The organism is Pseudomonas sp. X4, from assembly GCF_040784925.1.
In the GTDB taxonomy this organism is placed as follows: Bacteria; Pseudomonadota; Gammaproteobacteria; order Pseudomonadales; family Pseudomonadaceae; genus Aquipseudomonas; species Aquipseudomonas putida_Z.
The window spans coordinates 5,216,485-5,240,271 of record NZ_CP160798.1 but is presented as its reverse complement, the minus strand read 5'-3'; the positions used below and the strand labels follow the sequence as shown (position 1 = coordinate 5,240,271).

Genomic DNA, 23,787 nt, shown 5'->3' with positions numbered 1-23,787 from the left:
TTTCGCTGTGGAATGCTGGGTTGTGTATTGCCTGGGCCGGCCTCTTCGCGGGTGAACCCGCTCCCACAGGGACCTCACAACGCCTAGCACTGAGGTGATCCTGTGGGAGCAGCTTCACCACCAGATTCAGCCCCTGCCCCGCTTCAAGGTCTCGCTGGGAAACTCCTTGAACAACTGTCGGTAACTCTCTGAAAACCTTCCCAAATGCCAGAACGACCAACGCATTGCCACCTCGGCCACGGTCACTTCACCGCCATGCAGCAGATCGCGCCGCGCACCGTTCAGCCGGCGCAGGCGCAACCAGTGCGCCGGCGGCATGCCGGTATACGCCTTGAAGGCTTGCTGCAACTGACGCAAGGAAACCCCGGCAACATCCGCCAGCTCCACCAGGTTCAGCGTCTCCTCCGGGCAGTCGGCCGCCCGCTCGCTCACCCGGCGCATGATCGTCCGTTCCTCGTCACGCCGGCCCAACGCCACGCCCTGCAGGCGCTGGCAGGCGTTGTCGAGGATGAACAGGCAGTCCTCCAGCAGCTGCTCCGCCAGGGCCTGCCCCTGCAGCGGGCAATCCGCCTGGCCCAGGCGGGTCAGCGTCGCGCTCAGCCAGCTGCCGAACAGCGCGTTCTGGCCGCTGCCCAGCGGCACCATGAACAACCCTTCCAGGCGCTGCGGGTCCAGCCCATGGCGGGCCAGGAAGGCCTGGTCGAACACGACCGCCACTTCCTGGTAGTTCTCCGGCGTGATCCAGATGTTGCGGCTCTGCTCGTTCAGCAGGTACAGGCTGTTCTCGCTGCGGTCGAAGCAGAACGCCAGCGAACCGCTGGGCGCGCGGAAAAACTGCTCCACCCGGGTGTTCAGCCGCTCCTCGTATACCTCCACCCCGTCCAGCCCCAGGCAACGCAGCTCTCCACTGAAATGCCCGGGCGACATCTGCCGGTACTGCTGCTGCCAGCCAGGGGTGGCACGTACTTGTTCGGTCACGTCGGTGGTGTGGAAAGCCTGGACTTGCAGGGCATTGGCGGTTGTCACGCTCGGTCCTAGTTGCACTCTTTTGGTGCATTCATTGCCGGAGAAAGTGGATAGATCAGCCATGCGGGCTGCGACCAAGATAGTCTCCAGCGCGTCACCTGGGAAGCGGGACGCCTTCGAAACCGTAGAACGGTTTACGCTGGCACGCCTGCTCCCACACTAAAACCCAACCAAGAGGTCTGTATGAACGCCCCCTTCGATCAGCTGTCCACCTGGCTGAAAGAACACCGGATCACCGAAGTCGAATGCGTGATCAGCGACCTGACCGGCATCGCCCGCGGCAAGATCGCGCCCACCGCCAAGTTTCTCCACGAGCGTGGCATGCGCCTGCCCGAGAGCGTGCTGCTGCAGACGGTCACCGGCGACTACGTTGACGATGACATCTACTACAACCTGCTCGATGCCGCCGACATCGACATGGTCTGCCGCCCAGACCCGAGCGCCGTGTACCAGATCCCGTGGGCGATCGAGCCGACCGCGATCGTGATCCACGACACCTTCGACAAGCAAGGCAACCCCATCGAGCTGTCGCCGCGCAACGTGCTGAAGAAAGTGCTCAAGCTGTATGCCGACAAAGGCTGGCAGCCGATCGTGGCACCGGAGATGGAGTTCTACCTGACCCAGCGCTGCGAAGACCCGGACCTGCCACTGCAAGTGCCGCTGGGGCGTTCCGGCCGTGCCGAAAGCGGCCGCCAGTCGTTCTCGATCGATGCCGCCAACGAATTCGACCCGCTGTTCGAAGACGTCTACGACTGGTGCGAGATCCAGGGCCTGGACCTGGACACGCTGATCCATGAAGACGGCCCGGCGCAGATGGAGATCAACTTCCGCCACGGCGACGCCCTGGACCTGGCCGACCAGATCACCGTGTTCAAGCGCACCATGCGTGAAGCCGCGCTCAAGCACAACGTGGCCGCCACCTTCATGGCCAAGCCGATCACCGACGAGCCCGGCAGTGCCATGCACCTGCACCAGAGCGTGGTCGACATCGCCACCGGCAAGCCGATCTTCGCCAATGAAGACGGCAGCATGAGCCAGCTGTTCCTGTACCACATCGGCGGTTTGCAGAAGTACATCCCCAAGCTGCTGCCGATGTTCGCGCCCAACGTCAACTCGTTCCGACGCTTCCTGCCGGACACCTCGGCACCGGTGAACGTCGAGTGGGGTGAAGAAAACCGCACCGCCGGTCTGCGCGTGCCCACCTCCAGCCCCGAGGCGATGCGCGTGGAAAACCGCCTGCCGGGCGCCGATGCCAACCCGTACCTGGCCATCGCCGCCAGCCTGCTGTGCGGCTACCTGGGCATGGTCGAGCGCATCGAGCCCAGCGCCCCGGTGCAGGGCCGTGCCTACGAGCGGCGCAACCTGCGCCTGCCGATCACCATCGAGGACGCCCTGCAGCACATGGAAGACTGCGAGACCGTGCAGCAGTACCTGGGCAAGCAGTTCGTCCAGGGGTACGTGGCGGTCAAGCGTGCCGAGCATGAGAACTACAAGCGCGTGATCAGCTCGTGGGAGCGTGAATTCCTGATGCTGAGTGTCTGACATTTTCGCGGTACCTGTGGGAGCGGGTTTACCCGCGAATGCTGTGGTGCATTCAACGACGTATTCGCGGGTAAACCCGCTCCCACAGGGCACGAGCCCCTGCACCGAACTCCAAGAACAAGACCAACGAGGTGTCCCCATGCGTCATCTGCAAACCCTGATCCCCGCCGCATTCGCCCTGCTGTTCGCCACCACCACCCAGGCGACTCCCTCGGTCAGCGTGTACAACTGGACCGACTACATCGGCGACACCACCGTGGCCGACTTCCAGGCCAGCAGCGGGATCAAGGTGGTCTATGACGTGTTCGACTCCAACGAAACCCTGGAAGGCAAGCTGCTGGCCGGGCGCACCGGCTATGACGTGGTGGTGCCATCCAACCACTTCCTTGCACGCCAGGCACAGGCCGGTGCCTTCCTGCCACTGGACCGCAGCAAGCTGCCCAACTGGCAGCACCTGGACCCCAAGCTGCTCAAGCAGCTTGAACAGAACGACCCGGGCAACCAGTACGCCGTACCCTACCTGTGGGGTACCAACGGCATCGGCTACAACATCGACAAGGTCAAGGCGGCCCTGGGCGTCGACCATATCGATTCATGGGCGGTGCTGTTCGAGCCCGAGAACCTGAAAAAGCTCAAGCAGTGCGGCGTGGCGTTCATGGACTCGCCCGACGAACTGTTCCCGGCCGTGCTCAACTACCTGGGCATGGACCCGCGCAGCGAAAAACCGGCCGACTACGCCAAGGCGGAAGCCCGCCTGCTCGAACTGCGCCCCTATATCACCTACTTCCACTCCTCCAAGTACGTTTCCGACCTGGCCAATGGCGATGTCTGCGTGGCCTTCGGCTACTCCGGCGACGTGTTCCAGGCCGCCAACCGCGCCGTGGAGGCGAAAAACGGCGTGAAAGTCGCCTACAGCATTCCCAAGGAAGGCAGCAACCTGTGGTTCGACCTGCTGGCCATCCCCAAGGACGCCAACAACCCCGAACAGGCCCTGGCGTTCATCAACTACCTGCTCGACCCCAAAGTGATCGCCAAGGTCAGCGCCACGGTCGGATATGCCAACGCCAACCCCGATGCCCAGGCCTACATGGACGCGTCACTGGTGAAAAACCCCGAGATCTACCCACCCCAGGATGTGCTGGACAAGCTGTACATCTCCAGCACGCCGAGCCCGAAGATCATGCGCGTCATGACCCGTTCCTGGAGCAAGATCAAGTCCAACCGCTGAGTCGAGAACGCCCATGTCTTTCACTACCCAACACACCGCTTCGTACTATGCCGCCACGGCACGCGATGCAGCGCCCTATCCCAGCCTGGACGGCGAACTGACCGCCGATGTGTGCGTGGTCGGCGGCGGGCTGACCGGGGTCAATACAGCCCTGGAACTGGTCGAACGCGGGCTCTCGGTGGTGCTGCTTGAAGCCCGGCGCATCGGCTGGGGCGCCAGCGGCCGCAACGGCGGCCAGCTGATTCGCGGCATCGGCCATGACGTCAGCGGCTTTGCCCGGCATGTCGGCCAGGACGGCGTGCACTACCTGAAACAGGCCGGCATCGATTCGGTAGCGCTGGTGGCCAGCCGCATCGCCCGGTACGGCATTGCCTGCGACCTGCGCTGGGGCTTCTGCGAACTGGCCAACACCCCAGCGCAGTTCGCCGCATTCAAGGACGAACAGGACGACCTGGCCGCACTCGGTTATCGCCCTGAAACCCGCCTGGTCAGTGCCGACCAGCTGCATGAAATCGTCGCCAGCGACCAGTACGCCGGCGGCCTGGTAGACATGGGCTCGGGCCACCTGCACCCGCTTGACCTGGTCCAGGGCGAAGCCCGCGCTGCCCACGGCCTGGGCGTACGCATCTTCGAGCAGAGCCCGGTGCTGCGCATCGAGCACGGCCCCCGCGTGACCCTGCACACGGCCCGTGGCAAGGTGCGGGCAAGCAGCCTGGTGCTGGGCTGCAACGCCCACCTCGATGAACTGGAACCACGCCTGAGCGGCAAGGTGCTGCCGGCCGGCAGCTACGTGGTGGCTACCGAGCCATTGCCCGAGTCACTTGCCAGCAGCCTGATCCCGCAGAACATGGCGCTGTGCGACCAGAAAGTCGGCCTGGACTACTACCGCCTGACGGCAGACCGGCGCCTGCTGTTCGGCGGCGCCTGCCACTATTCCGGCCGCGACCCCAAGGACATCGCCGCCTACATGCGGCCCAAGGTGCTGAAGGTGTTCCCGCAGCTGGCCAACGTGCGTATCGACTACCAGTGGGGCGGCATGATCGGCATCACCGCCAACCGCTTCCCCCAGGTCGGGCGCCTCAGCCAGCACCCCAACGTTTACTACGCCCAGGGCTATTCCGGGCATGGGCTGAACGTGACGCACTGGACGGCGAAACTGCTGGCCGAAAGCATCGCCCTCGGCCACAGCCAGGGGCTGGACGTGTTCAGCGCCGTGCCACACCTGACCTTCCCCGGCGGCAAGGCACTGCGCTCGCCGCTGCTGGCGCTGGGGATGTTGTGGTATCGATTGCGGGAGGTGTTGGGTTGACGTGGCAGCAGGCTTGCCTGCGAATCGGAAGTTAAAGGAAAATTTTCAAAAAAATCCGTAATTCACTGTTTTTAAAGGACTTTCAAAAAATCAGACAAAGGACTCAAAGAAGAACCTGTAACCCTTTGTTTTTAATGATATTCAGCAGCTTCAAAGCCGGTCCCGATGGGCGTGTCTCGCCCTGCTCCCATTTGCGCACTGTCGATGCACTCGTGTGCAAATGCATCGCAAAGACCGGCTGACTGAAGTTGAGTGCCTCGCGCAAACGGCGTATGTCCAGTGCGCTGAAATCTCGCACCGGTGCAGGGCATAGCGCTTCGTAATCCCGAAGCGTGACCTTGCCGATCGCTCCGGCCTCGTGCAGAGCGACAAGGTCCTCGCGTAACGATTCAATCAGTTTGCTGCTCACAACATACCTCCACCCGCCTGCAACGCCCGGCAGAGCAAACCCAGAAAGACTTTGCCCGCGAATCGCAGCACTCCTGCTCCTTAACGGGCATAGTTTTCCAAGGGCGGCAGAAACTGAATAGCCAGCGAGGTCCCAAGACACTGTAGGAATTTGCGCGCCTGGGAACATTACCGCAGCCAATTCCCACTACAGATTGAACCAGCCCACTGGCCAACTGTCGCGCACCTGCTAGCGTTGTTCTGGCCGACCTATCATGGATGCATCTTCATCATGAAATCATTGCCCCGCATCACCCTGTTGTGCGCCGCACTGCTTACCATGGCCGCCTGCTCCAGCAATCGCGTGGACCCAAAGGACTACTCCGGCTTCCTCAAGGATTACAGCCGGCTGCAGGAAACCAAGAGCCCGTCGGGCGACCCGGTGATGCGCTGGATCGACCCCAAGGTCAACGTCAACCAGTACAGCCAGGTGTTCATCGAGCCCAGCCAGTTCTACCCCAGGCCGCAGCCGACGGCGGTCATCTCGGCGCAGACGCTGCAGGAAATCACCCGCTACTTCAACGAAGCGCTGCGCCGTGAAATGGGCAGCGTGGTACCGCTGGCCAAGGGCCCCGGCCCGGGCGTGATCGTGGTGCGCCCGGCCATTACTGCGGTGTCCACCAGCAACGAGGGCCTCAAGCCCTATGAGGTCATCCCTATCGCGCTGATTTCAGCCGGTGTGAACACCGCCATGGGCGGCCGTGACCAGGAGGTGGATGTTGGCGTGGAAGCTGCGTTCCTCGATGGTGCCAGCCAGAAAGTGCTGGCCCAGGTCGTGCGCAAGGGCACGGGGCAGGATCTGGAGAACAAGACCACGCAGCTGACCCTGAATGACGTCAAGCCGGTGCTGGATGGCTGGGCCAAGGACATGCGTGCGAGCTTCCTGGAAGCGAAGCAGAAAGCCCGCTGATACCGACCGGACACGGAACCTGTGGGAGCGGCCTTGTGTCGCGAAAGGGCCGCAGAGCGGCCCCGGGATCTCAGCTCAGGCGCATGAATGGGGCTGCTTCGCAGCCCTTTCGCGACACAAGGCCGCTCCCGCAAGACCGCGCTGACCGCTGCGGTGACTCAGCATTCGACGAAGGCAACGGCCAGGCCGCCGCGCGAGGTCTCCTTGTAGTTGGCATGCATGTCCGCCCCGGTATCACGCATGGTGCGGATCACCCGGTCGAGCGAGATGAAGTGCTCGCCATCCCCCCGCAACGCCATCTGCACGGCGTTGATCGCTTTTACCGCAGCAATCGCGTTGCGCTCGATGCACGGCACCTGCACCAAGCCGCCAACCGGGTCGCAGGTCAGCCCAAGGTTGTGTTCCAGGGCAATCTCGGCGGCATTTTCCAATTGCGGCGGCGTAGCGCCCAGCACCTGGGCCAGGCCGGCAGCGGCCATCGAACAGGCCGAGCCCACCTCGCCCTGGCAACCAACCTCAGCCCCGGAAATCGACGCGTTCTTCTTGCACAGGATGCCGACCGCCGCTGCCGCCAGCAGGAAGTCCACCACGTCCGCGTCGCACGCGCCCGGGTTGAACTTCATGTAGTAGTGCAGCACCGCCGGAATGATGCCAGCCGCACCATTGGTAGGCGCCGTGACCATGCGCCCGCCGGCGGCGTTCTCTTCATTCACCGCCAGAGCGAACAGGTTGACCCATTCCATGGCGCTGAGGGTGGAACCGATCACGTTGGGCTTGCCCAGTTCCTGCAGGCTGCGATGCAGCCGCGCCGCACGGCGCTTGACGTGCAACCCGCCCGGCAGGATGCCTTCGTTGCGCAGGCCGTTGTCGACGCATTCACGCATGGCGCCCCAAATCCGCAGCAAGCCCTCGCGTACCTCGGCCTCCGGGCGCCAGGCACATTCGTTGGCCATCATCAACTGCGCCACGCTCAAGCCATGGGCCTTGCACAAGGCCAGCAACTGCGCGGCACTGTCGAACTCGTACGGCAGCACCACCGCATTCGCTTCGACGGCTGGCGCATCGATCTCGGCTTGCTCGACGATAAAGCCACCGCCCACCGAATAGTAGGTCTGGCGTAACAGGCTGCCCTGCCCGTCCATGGCTTCCAGCCTCATGGCATTGGGGTGGTACGGCAGGTTCTCGTCGAGCAGCAGCATGTCGCAGCTGTACTCGAACGCCACCGGGTGGCTGCCATCGAGCATCAGGCAGTGCTCCTGCATCACCTGGCCAATGCGCGACTCGATGGTGGCCGGGTCGATACGGTCCGGCCACTGCCCCATCAGGCCGAGCAGGCAGGCGCGATCGGTGGCATGACCAACCCCGGTGGCCGACAGCGACCCGTACAGCCGCACCTCGACCCGGCTTGCCCGGGCCAGCAGCCCCTGTTCGCGCAGGGCCTGGGCAAAGGTAGCCGCCGCCCGCATCGGGCCGACGGTGTGGGAACTGGACGGCCCGATGCCGATTTTGAAAAGGTCGAAAACACTGATAGCCATGCTAATGCCTGACCGTGCCCGGGTATGAAGCCGCAGCACGGTTATCTGGAGAAATTGAGCGGTATTGCGATTTTGCGCGATACTGCCGCGCTGGCTCATGGATGACCAACGAAACTTCCTAAGCAAGGCTTTAGTGGTACTAAATGATGCGACGACAACTCAACGGCCAGACGTTCGTCTGGCTACACGTGTTCGCCTGTGCGGCCCGGCACTTGTCCTTCACCCGCTGTGCCGAAGAGCTGCACATCACCCCGGGCGCCGTCAGCCAACAGATGCGCCAGCTGGAGGAACGCCTGGGCTATCGGCTGTTCCTGCGCCGGGCGCGCGGTGTGGAACTGAGCGCCGAAGGGCAACGCCTGGCGCAGACCGTGACCGAGGCCTACGGCAGCATCGAAGCCGAACTGCTGCGCCTGGACGCGGGGGAAATCCGCGGCACCTTGCGCCTGCGCTCGATCCCGTCGTTCCTGGCCAAGTGGCTCACGCCTCGCCTGCCGCGCTTTCAACAACGCTACCCGGACATCGAACTGCGCCTGGTGGCCGAAGACAGTGCCCAGGCGTTGACCCCGGGCGATTTCGACCTGGCCATCGACCTGAACGATGGCAGCTACCCCGGCATGCTCTCGACGCCGCTGCTGGACGAGCAGATCTTCCCCGTGTGCTCCCCCGCCTTGCTACGCGGGCGCCCGCCGCTGCACGGGCCGGCAGACCTTCCGCACTACCCGCTGCTGCACGACATCACGGCCTGGCGCGGCAGTTCGGAATATGCCGAATGGGAGTTCTACCTGGAGGGCATCGGCGCCGCCGGCCTGGATGTGCGGCGCGGGCATACCTTCAACCGCAACCACCTGACCATCGAGGCGGCGATTGCCGGCATTGGCGTGGCGATTGCCCGGCGCACGCTGCTCAACGACGAACTGGAGCGCGGCGCGCTGATCGTGCCGTTCGGGGTGCCGATCGCCAACCACAAGCGCTATGTGGTGCATTACCCGCCGGGCGGGCTGAACCAGCCGGGAGCGCGGGCGGTGCATGACTGGCTGGTGGAGGAAGCGCGGGGGTTCAGGGAGTTGCACCCGTTGAACAAGGACTAGGGCGGCCAAGAGCGCTTGCACACTTTCATGGAATTACGAGTGACTCATTGAATTAGCAGGGACCCTGTGGGAGCGGCTTTAGCCGCGAACACCGGCACAGCCGGTGCCATGCACCGCGTTGGATTCTTCGCGGGTAAACCCGCTCCCACAGGGTGCGCGGAGCGCTTGCGAGATTTGTGCGTCAGTAGGCCTGCTTGCCGGTAAACGCATTCAACGTGCGCACCAGAATCACGAAATCCAGCCACAGCGACCAGTTGTTGATGTACTCGATGTCCGAGTCCACCCGCTGGATCATCTGCTCGATATCCCTGGTCTCGCCCCTGAACCCACGCACCTGCGCCAGGCCGGTCATGCCAGGCTTGATATTGTGGCGGGCAAAGTAGTCGACGATGTCCTGTGAATACAGCGTGTCATGCTGCAAGGCATGCGGCCGCGGCCCTACGAGCGACATCTCCCCGGTCAGCACATTGAACAACTGCGGCAGTTCATCCAGGCTGGTGCGGCGGATGAAGGCGCCGACCCGGGTCAGCCTCGGGTCGTTCCTCTGCGCCTGCTTCACCACGCCATCTTCCGGCTGATGGACATGCATGCTCCTGAACTTCCAGATGCGGAACGCTTCCCCGGTCCAGCCGGTGCGTTCCTGGCGGAAGAACACCGGGCCGCGGCTATCGAGCTTGATGGCCAGCGCAACGGCCAGCAACACCGGCGATGCCAGCAGCAGGATCAGCGCCGCCAACACCCTGTCCTCGAGGTTCTTCAGGAACAGGCTCATGCCCGTCAGCGGTGTTTCCGACAAGGTCAGCACGGGAATGCCGGCAATTTCCCGCACGCTGTGGTTGATCAGGCGCAACGAGAAGATATCCGGCACCCAGTTCACCGCAATGCACTTGTCGAGCAACTTGAAATACACATCATTGATGACCTCGGAACCACCCAGTGGGGTCACCAGGTACACCGTGCGGATGCCGTGGCGAGCCACGATATCGTCAAGCTCGGCAACATGCCCGAGTACCGGCATGCGCTGCTTGCCGTCGGCGCTTTCGCGCCCGGGCTCATCGGCGCTGTCGATCAGCACGCAACCCAGCACACGCTCACCGAACCAGGGGTTGTTGCTGATTTTCTGGTACAGGAAGTTGGCCAGGTCACCGGCGCCAATGATCAGGGCGTTGTCCAGGCGGGCATGGGCGGTGAAGCGCTTTTGCAATTCGCGCACGGCAAAGTGCAGGAACAACTGGGCGATGTAGCCAATGATGAACAACTGCACGACCAGCAGCCGCGAATAGGTTTCGCTCTGTTTGGCCAGGAAAGCCATGACTACCAGAAAGCAAAAGGTTACCGACCAAGCCTTGAACAGCCGGAAAGCCTTGATGGAAAGGCCAACGTTGGTACGGTATATCGCATAGTGATCGTAGATGACTGCCAAGGCCCCCACCAGCAACAGCAGCATGATCACGTAATCGGAGGTGATGTAGCCAAACTTGTCGTAAATCAGGTACCAGGCGATACCGGTGACTGCAATCCCATCTAGGCCGGCCTGAATGGCGTTACTTACGCTGCTTCTTCTCTGCAACAAGGACCGACTGCTTCTGGGCTCTAGAACCATTTCAGACCTCATCAATTTGCGTGCAGCAAGTGCATTCCACAAACCAGCAAGACTTGACAACGGCTCATGCAAAGCCCGTGAAGCGAAATCCTGCAGCCCCAACCCATTGATCTCACTGTAGCAGCCACCCGCCATCAGTGTGCGCGGATTGTGCCGCTCATACGGGGTGTCTGGCCGCCCCTCCGTCGCGGCGGTACAGCAACGTACGCAGCAGGAACAACGGGTTGCCCACCACATAACGCATGAACAAACGCTTCGGCTCGCGCAACAGCCGGTACAGCCACTCCCCGCCCAACCGCCGCAGCCACTCGGGCGCCCGGCTGACCTTGCCGCCGAGAAAGTCCAGGATCGCGCCGCCGCACACGATCAGGCGCGGCCCGCCAGTTGCTGCCAGCCTTGCCGCCACAACCTCCTGCCTGGGCATGCCCATGCCCAGCACGATCAGCTCCGGTTGTTGCTCCCTGGCCAGTTGCAGGTAGGTATCGACGCTGGCAAAGCCATCGTGGACCGACACCGGCACCACCCCGAACATAGCTGCGCTGCGCTGCACGGCCTGGTCCAGGTAAGGTTGCCGGGTGCCCCAGAACGCGACCCGCCGCCCACGGTAGGCAGCCAGGAGCCGAGGAATGAAGTCGGTACCATTCATGTTGAGCCCCGGTTCAAGCCCCAGCCGGCGATACAGGATCGCCATGCCGGACCCGTCGCGCAGCAGCACGTCGGCCACCGACAATGCCTGGTGGCAGGCGCCATCGTGAACCACCAGGTTCATTGCATGGGCATTGACGAAGCCCAGCACGGTCGCGGCTTCCGGGGCGCTCAGCCTGTCCAGCAGGCGCTGCGCGGCAGTGGCATCCGCCACCACTTCGAGCTTGCCGACGAGGGTGCTCCAGCGTTTCTGCCACTCAGCCATCAGCCTTCATCCCGTTTTGAACGTACCCATTCAACCTGGCGCTTGATCAGGAACCGCAGATACAACGGGGCCTTTCTTGCGGCGTAAAACGGCGCGTACAGCAGCACGGAAAACGGGATCAATTCGCGACAGAAGCGCGCCCAGGCCAGTGCGACGGCAAGGCCGAGCAATGCAAACGCGCAAAGGGCGATCCAGGCAGGTGCCGCCAGGCCGAACAGCAGGTACGCCAGCCAGGCCACCAGGTTGAGCCCGAGCAGGCTCAGCACCAGCAACGCCAGGGGCGGCACCAGCAGGTCCAGGGTCATGGCCAGCAAGCTGCCGTTACGCTGGGTGACTGCGGCTAGCGCACGCCTGGGCGCATCGGCCAGCATCAGGCTCAGGTGCCCATGCTCCCAGCGGGTGCGCTGGCTACCCAGGCCTTGCTGGCTGGCAGGGAACCGGCTGCTGACCACGGCCTCGGGGCAGAACACTGGCGGCTTGCCCTGCTGGCACAGGTCCAGACCCAGTTTCACATCCTCCACCAGATGCCCGTTGGCCAGGTCGATCAAGGCCAGGTCACGCCAGCCGAACGCCATGCCGGCGCCCATCAACTGGCAAGGCAGGCCCAACCGTGCCCAACCACGCGGGCGCACCAGGTTCTTGACCCGCCAGGCGAACTCGGCAACCTGCACTGCCAGCCCGGCCCCTGCCGGTGCGTGCATCAGGTACAGCGCCTGCACCGGGCGAGCGACCTCGCGGTAGCGCCGTGCCAGGTGCTCGATCGCCCCCTCGCCCACCTGGCAGTCGGCATCCACCACGATCACCACCTCGGGCGGCTGGCTGGCCAGGTGGCGCACGCCAAAGTCCAGGGCGTAGCCTTTGCCGCGCAACCGCGCATCGCGGCGCTCCACCACTTCGGCACCGGCCTCGCGCGCCAGTTGCGCAGTGTCGTCAGTGCAGTTGTCCGCCACCACCAGCAAGCGGTCGCCAGGCCGCAACTGCGGGGCAATGCTCGCCAGCGTGGCACCGATCAGCGAAGCCTCGTCATGGGCTGGCACCAGCACGGCCACCTGCGGACGAGCGTTGTTGCCCAACGGCTGCGCGCGCGCTGGCAGGCAAGCCATCAGCACCTGCACCAACAGCAGCAGCACCGGCAACAAGGCGATGGCCGCCAGCGTGCCCAGTAACCAAGCCAATACATTCATCATGCGGATGCCTTGAAATAGCTGGCCAGCCTGGCCGCTTCGGTATCGATGTCATGCCGTTGCAGCACACGCTGGCGGGCTGCCTCGCCCATGCGCTGCAGCGCTTCGGCAGGTTGCGCCAGGCAGTCGGCCATGGCCGCCGCCAGCTCGTCCACGGCGCCGGCAGGGAACAACCAGCCGTTCTCGCCCGGCCGCACCAGCTCGGGAATGCCTGCCACATAGGTGGTCAGCACTGGCCGGCGCAAGGCCATGGCTTCCATGATCACCACCGGCAACCCCTCGGCAAAGCTGGGCAGCACCAGTGCACGCGCCGCAAGGATTTCCTCGCGCACCTGTGCGCTGCTGAGCCAGCCGGTGATGCGCACCTGCTGCTGCAAGCCGTGCCGGGCAATCAACGCCTCGATCTGCCCACGCATTTCACCGTCGCCGGCCAGCACCAGCTCGAAGGCGACCGACCGGGCGGCCAGTACCCGCGCGGCCTCGAGCAACAGCAGCTGGCCTTTCTGTTCGCACAGGCGGCCGACGCACACCAGGCGTGGCGCCGTGGGCACGCCGACCGGCGCCACCTCATGGAAGCTGCGCTCGAGGCCGCAATGCACCACCTTCACCTTGGCCCAGTGGTCGTGTGCCACCCAGCGAAACAACTGGCTGCGCCCGTACGAGCTGACCGCCGCGACAAATGCGGCACGCCGCACCTTCTCGCCCATGTGCAGGAACTGCGGTTTGTCGAACTCTTCCGGCCCGTGCACGGTAAAGCTGTAGGCTGGCCCGCCCAGCACGTTGGCCAGCATCACCACCTCGGTGGAATTGGTGCCGAAATGCGCATGCACATGTTTTGCCTCGCCAGCCTGCAACCACTGCAGCACCTGGCAGGCCTCGGCCAGGTAGACCAGGTGGTAGGGCCAGGCGCGGTCGGCCCGCAGGCCAAGGCGCATGGCCAGCCAAAGCGCCTGGAAGAACCGGCGCGGCTGTGCACGCAGCACTTGCCAGGACGGTGCCAGCAAGCCCTTGATGCCACGTTGCAGCACATAGCGGGTCCTGGCCTGTTCGCTCGAGTCCTCGGCATCCTGCAACTCGGCGTCCCACCCGCGCAGGGCAATACGCTGCACCTCTACCCCCTGGCGCTCCAGCGCCAGGATCTCGCGGCGGATGAAACTGTGGCTGACCTTCGGGTACTGGTTAATGAAATAAGCAATGCGCATAGGAATCCAGATCAAGACCCGCGTAATGAACCTTCAGGCCTGCCGTGGCAGGGCCGGCCGTTACTTCAGGCTGTCGATTACCGGCGGCCGGCGCCCCGCCGATGCCACCTCGTCAGGTGCATCCTCCTGTTTCCCTTGTAGTCCAAGGTTGTGACCGCTGCCTGGCAACCTGGCCTGCAAGCGGGTGAAAACATCGTCGAGCAACGCCTGGCGGCGGCGGTACATCGCCCGCTTCTTCGCCGGGATGTCCTGTTCCGCCCGCTGTACCGCGGCCAGCGGGAGGGCGAAGAAATCCGCATGGTTCGACGCAGTAGCGCCGTGCTCCAGCCAGATCACGTCATAATTGGCCGCCATGTCCTGGCCTTTGTCGTTGCCGAAATACGCGTGCCGATGGTGGCGGCAGGCGTCACTGACGGCATACAGGTGCGCCACGCCCAGGGTCCTGGCCAGGCACTTCAATGCCTCGAGCAGCAGGCTGCGCGGGCGCAACCCTTCGAAGTCCTTGGTCAGGTCGCGGTAAATGGCCAATGAGGTTTCGCTGTCGACACCCTTGTGGATGCCCTGCACGGCACCGATGAACAGGCAAAGCTCGCCCTGGCTGCGGCACAGGCTGAACGCCAGGGATGCCACGCGCAGGTCGCCCTGGAACAGGTTCAATACCAACTCGCCTTCGCGCTTGAACCAGATCGGCCGGTCCAGCACCAGGCGGCAGCCCGGCGAATGGCTGGACAGCTCGCACAGCGTCAGGCTTTCGTCCCGCCCCAGCAGCAACAGCGCCGGAAACTGCCCGGCAAGCACTTCGAAGTGCGAAGCCAGCACCTCCAGGCGCTGCGGGGCTTCCCAGCATTTGCTGAGGTAAGGCCACTGCACGACACCGATGCAATCCACCCCCAGCCGCTGCAAACCTTGCGGGCCCAGCGTCGCCGTCATGCGCCGCAGGAACGCATTCAGCTCAGGCCATTGCCTGGCAATCTGCAGCGTCAACTTGCGCTTGTTGTTCAGCGCCCGCAACGAGTAGCCGGGGTGCAAGGTAAACACGCTTTTCACGATCGTGCCGAGCATCATGGGCCTCTTTCTCATAGAGCTGCACGTAACTTATTGAATTAGCAGGAGCCATGTAGGAGCGGCTTTAGCCGCGAACACCGGCGCAGCCGGTGTCATGCACCGCGTTGGATTCTTCGCGGCTAAAGCCGCTCCCACAGGGTAAGCGGACTCCTCGTCACTTGTACTCGATCAACGTCGATTTGCCGGCCGCGATGCGGTGGCGCAAGAACTTCAGTTGCCCGAGCATTTCCGGGAACTTGCCCAATACCAGGAACACCGCCTGTAGCCAGTTCTCCCGCACCGACTTGCCACCACGCCGGGCCAGGCGTACGGCCTGCAGCGGGTAGACCAGCAGCAACAGCAGGCTCCAGCCGCCCAGCAGCAGGCAGGCCAGCACGGTCACCACGGGAATGCCCAGGCCCCACAGCCAGGCCCGGCGCGATTCGCGTAGCCAGTGCCGCTCGGGCGGCTGACCATGCAGGTAGGCCCCTTCGGCATAGGCGTGGCCAGCACGCAGGCTACGCCGCCACCATTGGCTGAAACGGGTCATGGCGGCGTCGTGCAGGGTCATCTCGGCGTCCAGGCGCCAGACTTTCCAGCCCTTTGCCCGCAGGCGCACGCACAGTTCGGGTTCTTCTCCGGCGATCAGCTCGGGGCGAAAGCCGCCGACCGCGGCGAACGCATCTACCCGCATCAGGGCATCGCCACCGCAGGCCTTGGCCTCGCCGATGGGGGTGTCCCACTCCAGGTCGCACAACAGGTTGTACACCGACCGCTGCGGGAAGCGCTCGCGACGGCGGCCACACACCACTGCCACGTCGGGATGGTCGTCGAGAAACGCCTGCGCCGCGGGCAGCCAGCCGCTATCCACCTCGCAATCGCCATCGACGAACTGCACCAGTTGCATCGACGGCAGCCGCCGCTGCAAGGCGAAAAAGCCTTCGTTACGGGCGCGCGCGGCAGTAAACGGGGTGCCCAGGTCCAGCGCCAGTACCTCTACCCCCAAGCTGCGGGCCAAGTGCGGTGAACCATCGGTGGAGCCCGAATCGACGTACATGACCTTGTCCGTCCCCTGCAGCGAACGCAGGCAGCGCTCCAGGCGCTGGCCTTCGTTGCGGCCAATCACCACCACACCGATCCCGCTCGCCATGGGCCTCACTCGACGGGCGCCGTGGCGGCCGGTTGCCTGGCCTTGATGATGGCCGGCACCCCAACCGCCAGCGAATTGTCCGGCACATCCACCAGCACAACGGCATTGGCGCCAATGATCACGTCGTTGCCGATACGGATGCTACCCAGCACCTTGGCCCCGGTGCCGATATCGACGTTGTTGCCGAACACCGGTGCAATCGGCTCGTCGACGTTCTTCAGGCCCACCACCACCCCATTGCGGATGCGGCAGTCATCGCCAAAGCGGGCATAGCCGCTGATGACGATGCCGCCGAAATGGTCGATGACGAAGTTGCGGCCGATCACCACCTCGCACGGCAACTCCACACCCGTGATGATCTGCACGAACTTGAACAGGACCTTGTAGATGAGCGAAAACAGCTTGCGCAGCAGTGCCGGGCGCACCCCATAGCGCCAGCGGCCGAAGCGGTACACCAGCAGTACCCAGAAGCCCTGGGCGCCCCAGTCGCCACCGTGGGCACGCAGGTCGGCACGAATATTCTCGAACATGGCTCCACCTACCTTGTCGGTTGGCTGGCGTACCGGGTCTTCAACAACAGAGACCAGGTCGCCCGGCAGTGACGCCAGCAGGCCTGTATCGCGCCCCGGCCGCGTCGTTTCAACAGCGCCTTGAGTGCCAGCACCAGGTCGCCCAAGGTGACCAGCAGCATGTGCAGGGCCAGGCCCGCCAGCCCGTGATGCTTGCGGAAGTACAGCAGCTCGCTTTCGATCTGGTATGACGAAATCTGCCGGCTGGCCGCCTCAAGTTCGGCCACCGATCTGGAGCTTTCCCCACCGATGTGCACCACCGTGGTATGCGGGTAGAACACCACCTTCCAGCCGGCCGCCTTCACCCGCTTGCAGTGGTCGACCTCTTCGTAATAAAGAAAGTAGCGCGGGTCGAACAGGCCCACCTGGTCGAGCACTTCGCGGCGCACCAGGTAGAAGCAGCCAGGCAGCCAGTCGCACTCGCGGACCGAAGCGTGGTCCCAGTTCATTTCGTCGACCATCTTCAGGCCGGGGAACAAGCGCCCCAGCCCGGTACGCCCGACGAACACGTTGAGCGGTGTGGGGAAGTAGCGGCAACTGGGCTGCAGGTCGCCGTCGCGGCCCTCCAGGCGCACCCCCAGCACCCCGCACTCCGGGTGGGCTTCCATGTAGTCGAGGGTTTTCTGCAGGGAGTCGGCGGCGACGAAAGCATCGGTGTTCAGCAGCAAGGCGTACTTGCCCTTCAGGTGCGCCAGCAGCTGGTTGTTGGCTCGGCCGAACCCCACGTTCTGCCTGTTGCTCAGCAGCAGCGCCTGCGGGCACACCTCGGCCATGCGCTGCAGCGAGTCATCGACCGAGGCATTGTCCACCACCAGGTAGCTGGCCAGCCGTTCGCTGTCGGCCCGGCGCAGCGCATCGAACATCGGCTGCAGCAACCTGGCCGTGTTGAAGTTGACCACCATGACGTCCACAGGTTTGCTAGCCATTGTTGCCATCCCTCGAAGAAGTCCCCGCGCCTTTGCAGCATCAGCACAACATTCGTCACACCACGGCTTCCCTGGCCGCGCTCATCCTGGCATCGAGGTGGTCGGCCAGGCGTACCGCAAACTGCAGCAGCGGCATGGTCGGGTTGGAGGCACCGCCCGTGGCAAAGATGCTGCTGCCGGCGATGTAAAGGTTTTCGGTACCGAACACCCTGCAGTTGGTATCGACAACACCGAACTGCGCCGACGACGCCATGCGCGTGGTACCCATGTGGTGGGCATGTGGCGACAGCTTCAGCGGTATCGAGGTGTCATAAACGAAGTCATTGAGCTTGATGAACCCCAGGTTCATGTCCGCCCACTGCTTGGCCAGTTCGCTGCCAATGCACTTGATGGTGTGCCGGTCATCAGCGCTCAGGGCCCAGTTGACATTGACCTTGGCCACGCCCAGTGCGTCCCTCTCGTCCAGCAGCGAAATGCGGCTGCGCAGGTTGGGGAACTGCTCGATCATGGTGCTGATGACACCGTCACCGGGGCAACTGAACTTGGTCACGAAGGCGATCTTGCTGGCGACCCCCATGTCGCAGGCCAGGTTCTCCAGAAAATGCTTCACCTCGGCAGTACGACCATAGGTTTGTACATCGGCCAGCAAGGCGGCCCTGACATTGCCTTTACCTGCCTTGTATTCGTCAACGAAGGCATCGGTGGTGTAGTACTCGCGCGGCTCGGGGGCCAGCCCCGACTTGAGGATGAAAGTGCCAAGGTCAATATTCAGATGCTCCATGAAACACCGGCCGACCAGCCCGTCCTTGCTCACGACCCCCGCCGCCAGCAACGACTCGCTGTTGAGCAGTTGCCGGGCATTCTCGATGGCACCGGTGGCCAGCACGAAGTTTCTCGCAACCAGGCGCTGGCGATTGCACGCGTAATCGGACAGTACGACTGCGGCCAGGTGGCCGGAGGCCTGGTCGAACTCCAGGTTCACGCAATTGCAGTTGATGAACACGTCCAGGCCTTGGGTCTGTTCCAGGGCCGTGCCGTACTTTTGCGCAAAACGCGTGGGCGGGCTGAGCAGAAAGCGGTCTGGCTCGAATTCTCCGCCGTCGAGGCCAGCATTCAACGCGTGAAAATCCGACCCGGGCGGCAGGTCGACGATATCCATGGCAGCAGGCAGGTAGCCTGCTATCTCCGAATAGGGAATGGGCCAGCCAGGCAGGTCGCCAATAGGGGGAACGGCGAAATCCGAGGGGCTGAACGGCCGGCAACGGCCGGCCCAATGGTTGGAGGTGCCGCCCAGATAACGCAGGCGGGCTTCCCCGGCGTACAGCTCCAGGCCAGTGGATGCACAGGCGTACAAGGCTTGCGAGTTCGCCGAATATTCACGCCCGCCACCTTCGGCAAGCAGTACGCTCCAGCCGGCTGCAGCCAGGCGCAGCCCCAGAGTGATGCCCGCGGGGCCGGCACCGATGATGCAGACATCGTAACTGTCGCGCAGGGCCTTCTGCTGCTGATAATCCTTGATCATGGGTGTTCGTTCCGGAAGTAGCGAGACGGCAATACCCAGCCGTTGATCACCACGAACCCGGGCCTGCCGGCAGGTTGGCTGGCGGCGGCGGGCGTAGCAGCGAACACCAAACCACCAACCCCCAGCAACACGCAACTCTGAAGAAATCCTCTACGACCCGTTTGCGCAGTACAAAAAGTAAGCTTCCCCATGACACAGTGACCTGCACCTTTGAAAGATTTACCCGACAAGCCGCATTACCGCCAGTCCCCGGGGCCAGCGTCACAATCGACGGCATGGCGTCGATCTCTGACCGATTGGCTAAAAGGTCACTATAGTTTCAATCAGCCACGATGCTAGCCGTTGCCCACCGACGCAAAGGTGCACATAGCCAATGCCTGAACATTTTCGTGCGTTGATCGTCATCCTGTTTCTGGCGAGCGTGGTCTTCCTGCTGGCGCGGCGGCCTGCCACCGACCTGATCCCGCTCAGCGACTTCAAACGCCGGCGCAACCTGTGGTTCCTGCTTACCCTGCTGGCCTTCTTCTCGCACAGCTTCTGGCTGTACCTGGGTGCTGGCGCCGTCATCCTGTACATCGCCGGGCGCCGCGAACACAACCCCATGGCGCTGTTCTACATGCTGCTGTTCCTGGTCCCGCCGGCTTCGGTACAGGTGCCCGGGTTTGGCGTGGTCAATTACCTGGTCGACCTCAACCATATCCGCCTGCTGACCCTGTGCGTGCTGCTGCCGGCGGCACTGGCCCTGTGCCGGCAAGGCGACACCCTGCGCTTCGGCCGCACCTGGCCCGACAGGCTGTTGGCGGCCGGCCTGCTGCTGATGAGCGTGCTGTACCTGCGCGAAACCACCCTGACCGACACCCTGCGCCAGACGCTGTACCTGTATGTCGACGTGCTACTGCCGTATTACGTGGCCAGCCGTGGCCTGCGCCAGATCAGCGACTTCAAGGACACCCTGCTGGCCTTCGTGCTTGCCTCCTTCGTCCTGGCCCTGATCGGCGTGGCCGAGTACGTGCGCCACTGGCTGCTGTACAGCGCCCTGGTCGACGCCATGGGTGTGCCGTGGAGCATGTCCGGCTACCTGAGCCGTGGCGGTTCGCTGCGCGCCAGCGTCACCACCGGGCAGGCGATTGCCCTGGGCTATGTGATGAGCGTGGCCATCGGCCTGTTCCTGTTCGTCCAGGGTTACGTGCGCCGCCCCCTGCAGCGGGCGCTGGGCGCCCTGCTGCTGGCCGCCGGGCTGTTCGCGCCACTGTCCCGTGGCCCGTGGATCGGCGCCGTGGTCATCGTGGTGGTGTTCATCGCCCTGGGCAAAGGTGCGGTCAGGCGCCTGGCGCTGCTCGCCGCGGCCGGCGTGCTGGCCCTGCCCTTGCTGACCATCGTGCCCGGTGGCGACAAGGTACTGGACATGCTGCCGTTCATTGGCAACCTCGATAAAGAGAACATCACCTACCGCGCAAGGCTGATGGACAACTCGTGGATCGTCATCCAGCGCAACCCGCTGTTCGGCTCGTTCGACTTCCGCAACACCCCGGAAATGCAATCGATGATCCAGGGTGAAGGCATCATCGACATCGTCAACACCTACATCAACCTGGCGCTGCGGGTAGGGCTGGTCGGGCTTGGCCTGTTCGTGGCGTTCTTCGCCGCCGTACTGCACGGTATCCGCAAGGCCATGCGCAGTTTCCCCGACAAGGACGACGAACAACGCCAGCTCGGCCGGGCATTGCTGGCGACACTGATCGGCATCCTGGTGATCATCTTCACCGTCAGCAGCATCACCTTCATCCCGGTGGTGTACTGGACTGTCGCCGGGCTGGGCGTGGCCTACATCCAGATGGTCCGCAGGCTGCACAACAGCCAGGCCATCGCGCTGGCCGACCCCGGCCTTCAACCAAGGTGACACTTATGAGCCTGTTCCCCCTGCGCAGCCGGGGTTTTCAAACCCTGCTGCGTGTTTCGGCCATTGCCGGCCTGGCCTTGCTGCCGCTCACCGGCTGGGCATCGGCGTGGCAAGTCAGTGTCGATGAACAGAACGGCCTGCCCATGGTGACCCGCGGCGGTGGGCCGGTGATGAAAGCCAAGTTCGACTTCTGGGCAGCCAACTGGAGCTGGACCGGTTTCTCCACCACGTTCAAGGTCAAAGGCCCCTACCATTACACGCTGCAGGGCAAGAACAAGGAGCTGGACTTCGACCTCACGGCGGATATCCGCAAGGAGCAGGCGCAAACCCTGAGCTGGGCCTTCGACCTCGACGCCCACAGCCGCCAGGCCGGGGTGATGGGCGGCGGCATGGTGTTCGAGTTCGACCCTGCGCAAATTGCTGGCGAGATGGGCGCCCCGCAGCTGCTGCCCGGCAACCGTGGCTGGTCGTGGGGCAAGGCTGACCAGGGCCGGCGCATCGAAATGCGCTTCGACCCGCCGCTGACCAAGGTGTATTTCGAGCGCGGCAACCCGTCCGAACTGCGTGCATTCATCTACAGCGACCCGATCAACGCCGGTCGGCAGCAGATCAAGGCGGTGCTGGACATCACTGGCGACATCGACCTGGGACCCACCCCCAGCGAACGCTTCGGCCTGGCCGACCCCGCCGGTTGGCCCGACGACCAACTGGACTGGCGCACCTCGCCAGTGGACCTGTCATTCCTCAACGCCGCGGAAAAGCCTGCCGGCAAGCATGGCTTCGTCAAGGCCGTTGGCGAGCAATTGATGTTCGAAAACAACACCCCGGTGCGCTTCTGGGGCACCAACCTGTCCGCCTACTCGCTATTCAAGAGCCCCGACGAAGAAATCCGCCAACAGGCCAAACGCCTGTCGGCACTGGGTTTCAACCTGGTGCGTTTGCACCACCACGACTCGCCCTGGGTCAGCCCGAACGTGTTTGGCGACGGCACCCTGGTGCGCGATACCCAGCAGCTCAGTGCCGAATCGCTGCGCAAGCTGGACCTGTGGATCAAGGTGCTCAAGGACGAGGGCATCTACATCTGGCTGGACCTGCACGTGCAGCGGGCGCTTACCGTCAATGACAACATCGATGACTTCAAGGAACTGGCCAAGGGCGAGAACCACGTCGACCTGAAGGGTTACGCCTATGTGAACCGCAGTATCCAACAAGCGATGAAACGCTTTGCCGAGCAGTACCTGACCCATGTGAACGAATACACCGGCCTGGCCTACAAGGACGACCCGGCCATCGCTGCCGTATTGCTCACCAATGAGAACGACCTCACCCAGCATTATGGCAACGCCCTGATGCCGAACAAGAATGTGCCGCACCACAGCGAGCGCTACATGGAAGCGGCCAAAGCCTTCGCCAAACAATACGACCTGCCCACCGACCTCACCTGGCGCGCCTGGGAGCATGGCCCTTCGAAGCTGTTTCTCAACGACCTGGAACAGCGCTTCAACGCCGACATGATCAGCCACCTGCGCGGCCTCGGCGTGAAAGTACCGATTGCCACCACCAGTACCTGGGGCGGCAATGGCCTGAGCGCGCTGCCGGCACTGACCGCAGGCGATGTCATCGATGCCCATGCCTACGGTGCCAATGGCCAACTGGAGAAGAACCCGTTGACCAGCGACGGCATGATCGACTGGCTCGCCGCCGCCCAGGTAGTCGGCAAGCCGCTGACCGTCTCCGAGTGGAACGCCGAACCCTTCCCGCTGCCCGACCGCCACTCGCTGCCGCTGTACGTGGCCGGCACCGCCGCCCACCAGGGCTGGGACGCCATGCTGCAGTACGCCTACAGCCAGCAGGCCTTCAACCCAGGCTGGCGCACGGCGGACAACTGGCACGCGTACAACGACCCGGCGATGATCGCCACCCTGCCCGCTGCCGCCCTGCTCTATCGCCGCGCGGACGTGAAGCCGGCCACTACCCGTTATGTGTTCGCGCCGACGCCCGCCACCCTGTATAACCAGGAGATCACCCCGCGCACTTCAGCGCTGCTGCGCACGGCCATGGAAAAGGGCCGACTGCAGATCGCCCTGCCACAGACGCCGGAGTTGCCCTGGCTGAAGCCCGCCGCCATCCCTGCCGGTGCGCAGGTACTGCGGGACCCGGGGCAGTCCTTGCTGCCAGCCGACGCCACGCAAGCGCTCAGCGACACGGGCGAGCTCAAGCGCAACTGGCAACAGGGCGTCTATACCATCGACTCACCGCTGACCCAGGCTGCCACCGGCTGGCTGGGAGGTCGCTCGATCAGCCTGGGCGCCATCCAGGTGCAAGCACGAACGCCGTATGCCAGCGTCGTGGTGCAAAGCCTGGACGGCAAGCCCCTGGGCCAGTCACGCGAACTGCTGCTGTCGCTGGGTACCCGTGCCGTGCCCAAGGCCGATTACAAGACGCCGTTCAACGTCGAGCCGCTTGCCGGCACCTTGAGCATCAAGGCGCCTTCTGGCCTGAAACTGTTCGCCCGGGACGCGCAGGCACAGTTGAAACCGTTGCCGATGGCTTACCAGGATGGGCACTACAGCATCACGTTCGACGGCAAGTACATGTCCAACTGGCTGTTCTTGAAATAGGGTATATGGCCATCTACCCTCACCACAGACCTGTAGCTGAAAAGCGCGGCTGTACAACAGCAGAGTCCGGG

The 23,787-nt window shown here is 63.7% G+C and carries 19 protein-coding genes; 7 read left to right on the top strand and 12 right to left on the bottom strand.

Annotated features, from left to right (window positions below; genetic code table 11):
* Positions 1-126 precede the first annotated feature (126 nt).
* Positions 127-1,026, bottom strand: coding sequence for a helix-turn-helix domain-containing protein (locus tag ABX298_RS23265; RefSeq protein WP_367393708.1), 900 nt, complete (start codon positions 1,024-1,026; stop codon positions 127-129).
* Between the two features lie 183 nt (positions 1,027-1,209).
* Between ABX298_RS23265 and ABX298_RS23260 the strand changes: the two genes are divergently transcribed.
* The 3 genes from ABX298_RS23260 (at position 1,210) to ABX298_RS23250 (ending at position 5,105) form a co-directional block, all read left to right on the top strand.
* A complete protein-coding gene (locus tag ABX298_RS23260) occupies positions 1,210-2,568 on the top strand; it encodes a glutamine synthetase family protein (RefSeq protein WP_025339022.1) in 1,359 nt (452 codons plus the stop codon).
* A gap of 139 nt (positions 2,569-2,707) precedes the next feature.
* Positions 2,708-3,796 carry a polyamine ABC transporter substrate-binding protein gene (locus ABX298_RS23255; RefSeq protein WP_367393707.1) on the top strand — a complete coding sequence of 363 codons (1,089 nt, stop codon included), beginning with the start codon at positions 2,708-2,710 and terminating at the stop codon, positions 3,794-3,796.
* 13 nt (positions 3,797-3,809) lie between these two features.
* The gene (locus ABX298_RS23250; RefSeq protein WP_317409709.1) at positions 3,810-5,105 is read left to right on the top strand and encodes an FAD-binding oxidoreductase; all 1,296 of its coding nucleotides are present in this window, start codon (positions 3,810-3,812) and stop codon (positions 5,103-5,105) included.
* A 103-nt stretch (positions 5,106-5,208) separates the two neighbouring features.
* On the opposite strand, the gene ABX298_RS23245 is transcribed toward ABX298_RS23250, so the two are convergent.
* Positions 5,209-5,514, bottom strand: coding sequence for a DNA-binding transcriptional regulator (locus tag ABX298_RS23245; protein ID WP_003260255.1), 306 nt, complete (start codon positions 5,512-5,514; stop codon positions 5,209-5,211).
* Between the two features lie 270 nt (positions 5,515-5,784).
* On the opposite strand from ABX298_RS23245, the gene ABX298_RS23240 reads away from it, so the two are divergent.
* Positions 5,785-6,462, top strand: a complete 678-nt coding sequence (locus ABX298_RS23240; protein ID WP_025339019.1) for a DUF3313 domain-containing protein — start codon at positions 5,785-5,787, stop codon at positions 6,460-6,462.
* Between the two features lie 158 nt (positions 6,463-6,620).
* Here ABX298_RS23240 and ABX298_RS23235 read toward each other — a convergent pair whose 3' ends face one another.
* A complete protein-coding gene (locus ABX298_RS23235; RefSeq protein ID WP_075045165.1) occupies positions 6,621-7,997 on the bottom strand; it encodes an L-serine ammonia-lyase in 1,377 nt (458 codons plus the stop codon).
* A gap of 146 nt (positions 7,998-8,143) precedes the next feature.
* Between ABX298_RS23235 and ABX298_RS23230 the strand changes: the two genes are divergently transcribed.
* Positions 8,144-9,085 (top strand): LysR substrate-binding domain-containing protein, encoded by a 942-nt coding sequence (locus ABX298_RS23230; protein WP_367394486.1) that lies wholly within the window; start codon positions 8,144-8,146, stop codon positions 9,083-9,085.
* A 181-nt stretch (positions 9,086-9,266) separates the two neighbouring features.
* Here the strand turns inward: ABX298_RS23230 and ABX298_RS23225 are convergent, their stop codons facing one another.
* The 9 genes from ABX298_RS23225 to ABX298_RS23185 all read right to left on the bottom strand — a co-directional run bounded on the left by ABX298_RS23225 (position 9,267) and on the right by ABX298_RS23185 (position 19,195).
* Positions 9,267-10,688 carry an undecaprenyl-phosphate glucose phosphotransferase gene (locus tag ABX298_RS23225; RefSeq protein ID WP_367393706.1) on the bottom strand — a complete coding sequence of 474 codons (1,422 nt, stop codon included), beginning with the start codon at positions 10,686-10,688 and terminating at the stop codon, positions 9,267-9,269.
* A gap of 157 nt (positions 10,689-10,845) precedes the next feature.
* Positions 10,846-11,598, bottom strand: coding sequence for a WecB/TagA/CpsF family glycosyltransferase (locus ABX298_RS23220; RefSeq protein ID WP_317409711.1), 753 nt, complete (start codon positions 11,596-11,598; stop codon positions 10,846-10,848).
* On the bottom strand, positions 11,598-12,785 hold the full coding sequence (locus ABX298_RS23215) for a glycosyltransferase family 2 protein (protein WP_317409712.1): 1,188 nt from the start codon (positions 12,783-12,785) through the stop codon (positions 11,598-11,600). The genes ABX298_RS23220 and ABX298_RS23215 overlap by 1 nt, the downstream gene beginning before the upstream one ends.
* Complete coding sequence (locus tag ABX298_RS23210; RefSeq protein WP_317409713.1) at positions 12,782-13,984, bottom strand: glycosyltransferase; 1,203 nt, start codon at positions 13,982-13,984, stop codon at positions 12,782-12,784. Before ABX298_RS23210 ends, ABX298_RS23215 begins: the two co-directional genes overlap by 4 nt.
* A 60-nt stretch (positions 13,985-14,044) precedes the next feature.
* On the bottom strand, positions 14,045-15,049 hold the full coding sequence (locus ABX298_RS23205; protein ID WP_367393705.1) for a VirK/YbjX family protein: 1,005 nt from the start codon (positions 15,047-15,049) through the stop codon (positions 14,045-14,047).
* 154 nt (positions 15,050-15,203) lie between these two features.
* Entirely contained in the window at positions 15,204-16,178 is a 975-nt protein-coding gene (locus tag ABX298_RS23200) for a glycosyltransferase (protein ID WP_075045159.1), read from the bottom strand.
* A gap of 5 nt (positions 16,179-16,183) precedes the next feature.
* Positions 16,184-16,708 carry a serine O-acetyltransferase gene (locus tag ABX298_RS23195; protein ID WP_075045158.1) on the bottom strand — a complete coding sequence of 175 codons (525 nt, stop codon included), beginning with the start codon at positions 16,706-16,708 and terminating at the stop codon, positions 16,184-16,186.
* A gap of 8 nt (positions 16,709-16,716) precedes the next feature.
* On the bottom strand, positions 16,717-17,673 hold the full coding sequence (locus ABX298_RS23190) for a glycosyltransferase family 2 protein (RefSeq protein ID WP_075045157.1): 957 nt from the start codon (positions 17,671-17,673) through the stop codon (positions 16,717-16,719).
* Between the two features lie 55 nt (positions 17,674-17,728).
* Positions 17,729-19,195, bottom strand: a complete 1,467-nt coding sequence (locus ABX298_RS23185; RefSeq protein ID WP_075045156.1) for an FAD-dependent oxidoreductase — start codon at positions 19,193-19,195, stop codon at positions 17,729-17,731.
* A gap of 373 nt (positions 19,196-19,568) precedes the next feature.
* Between ABX298_RS23185 and ABX298_RS23180 the strand changes: the two genes are divergently transcribed.
* Both ABX298_RS23180 and ABX298_RS23175 read left to right on the top strand, forming a co-directional pair.
* Positions 19,569-21,095 (top strand): O-antigen ligase family protein, encoded by a 1,527-nt coding sequence (locus ABX298_RS23180; RefSeq protein ID WP_367393704.1) that lies wholly within the window; start codon positions 19,569-19,571, stop codon positions 21,093-21,095.
* Positions 21,096-21,100: 5 nt separating this feature from the next.
* On the top strand, positions 21,101-23,716 hold the full coding sequence (locus ABX298_RS23175; protein WP_367393703.1) for a glycosyl hydrolase family 5: 2,616 nt from the start codon (positions 21,101-21,103) through the stop codon (positions 23,714-23,716).
* Positions 23,717-23,787 lie beyond the last annotated feature (71 nt).